This window comes from Candidatus Magnetobacterium casense, from assembly GCF_019173545.1.
Lineage (GTDB): Bacteria > Nitrospirota > Thermodesulfovibrionia > Thermodesulfovibrionales > Magnetobacteriaceae > Magnetobacterium > Magnetobacterium cryptolimnobacter.
The window spans coordinates 1-1,792 of record NZ_JABXWD010000562.1 but is presented as its reverse complement, the minus strand read 5'-3'; the positions used below and the strand labels follow the sequence as shown (position 1 = coordinate 1,792).

Here is a 1,792-nt window from a genome sequence, read left to right as displayed (position 1 = left end):
GGGCATTCGACGTAGGAAAGTCATCGTCGATGTCGAACTTCATCGGCCTTCTCTGGTAACACTTGAACCCGTCCGGGCAATCCGTGAGGACAAACCACGCATTGGTGTCAGTGAGGAAGTGGTTGACCCGGTAGCCTTCCGGGAAGGCACCAAGGGTGGCGATGGCGTTGATGTCACGATCTGCCGTCCCCGGTCTTGCCTCGATGTTCTTCAGAATCCTCGCCGTATTGAACTCCTCCTGGCGGGGGATGATGAGTTTGCGGGCGAGAACGCGGATCTTCAGCCCTCTCTCGTTCACAAAACCCCCGATGTCGATCAGGGCCTGCTCAAGAGAAGCCTCACTGATGTCCGCATCCGTTGCGGTGCGGTTGGACCATGTAAGACCGGTCCTGGTGACATGGGAGGTGGAGCAGAGAGTGGCCCCGTCTTCCCCTAGGTAACTCCCGTCGAATGCCCTGTTGAGCACATTCGCCGCCACGGTTTCCTTCCCCTGCCGCATGGAGAATGCAAGAGAGGTGGCATTTCTCAATCCCACCTGTGGGTAGAGGTTGTCCTCGTAAACCTCCTGGGTCACGATAAACCCAAGGGCAAATACCGCATGATTGTACCTCACGCTCCACCCCTGGCTCATCTCGTCATAGGAGATGGAGAGACCTTCAGGTTTCACTTGGGGCATACCGTATCCGGTAATCCCCAGCTCCTCCTCGAAGGCTCGGGTGGATTTGTGTTGCGTGAAGATTTCCGGCCATTCCGGCTTGAACTCGTTGTACTTCGTATTGAAGATATTCGAGAGGCCGGGGTAGAGGAGTTTGGCAAATGACGAAGAGGTCATGACACCCATGTTTTATCTCCAAGGTGTCGGCATCCTGGATGTGTGGGTAGACGGGATTCTGGTCAATGTTGAAAAAATTACACTCCGGTGATGTCAGTCCGGAAGAAGTGGAGGTTGGCAAGGACATACCACTTGCAGTATTGGCCAAGGGCGTTGTCCGGTCTGTCCACCACACCCAGCACCTTCCACGAGTAGGTGTTGGTGGCGGTGCCTCCTGAGCTGGAGTCGATGGTGAACTGGCTGAGGCCGGTAGTGGTGCTGCAGTCTGCCGCAAGCATCTGGATCGTGCCCCCGACATCACCTACAATCATGTTTTCAGTGTCGGAATCCTCCTGAATTTCAAACACGACGAAGGGGTCGTCCACCACGGCCACATAGTATTCCGTGGACGCAACCCCGTACATCTTGGCCAGGTTGGTCGGGTCGTAGAGGACTGCCGGATTCACACCCTGGATTCCAGTGGGGACCGTGCCAAATCCTACAACGACGCCCGTGATGACGTTCCCCTCTGCAGCCCGGATGACGGACGGAAATCGACCAGTGGCATCAGCCGACCCTGCAAACTTAACAGGGTCCCCAATCCCTAGCCGCGTCCCGTCAGCAGCCGCGTGGTAGTAGATTCTCACCTGGCCGTTCCAGGGGGTTCCATTGAGATAGTGCGAGGGGACAAACCCTCGGATGTGAGACGTATTAGCCATGTCAAATGCTCCTTTGGATAATGGTTTTCAAGTTTTCTAAACGGGTCTGACCTCTTCGGACTTCTTGTTGATTTCCACCTTGCCATATCGGCTGTCTTCGGAGGAGCCGCGAGTGACAAGCTTTCTCATTTCAGCTTCCGACTCGTCTACTGCCCTGTGCTTCGCGGCCATGTCCTCATTTCTGTATTCCATAGGGAGTTCCATAAGGTAGCCCACAATCCCCCCGCCAACCTGTTTGCAGATTCTGGTGGACATCTTGGTG

General features: G+C 55.4%; 3 protein-coding genes. All 3 read right to left on the bottom strand.

The features are described 5' to 3' along the window. On the bottom strand, positions 1–841 hold an 841-nt coding region (locus tag HWQ67_RS17575; RefSeq protein WP_218253997.1), incomplete at its 3' end, for a hypothetical protein. A gap of 68 nt (positions 842–909) precedes the next feature. After that, a complete protein-coding gene (locus HWQ67_RS17570) occupies positions 910–1,278 on the bottom strand; it encodes a hypothetical protein (protein ID WP_218253996.1) in 369 nt (122 codons plus the stop codon). A gap of 288 nt (positions 1,279–1,566) precedes the next feature. Then, the coding region (locus tag HWQ67_RS17565; RefSeq protein ID WP_218253995.1) for a hypothetical protein at positions 1,567–1,792 on the bottom strand (226 nt) is incomplete at its 5' end.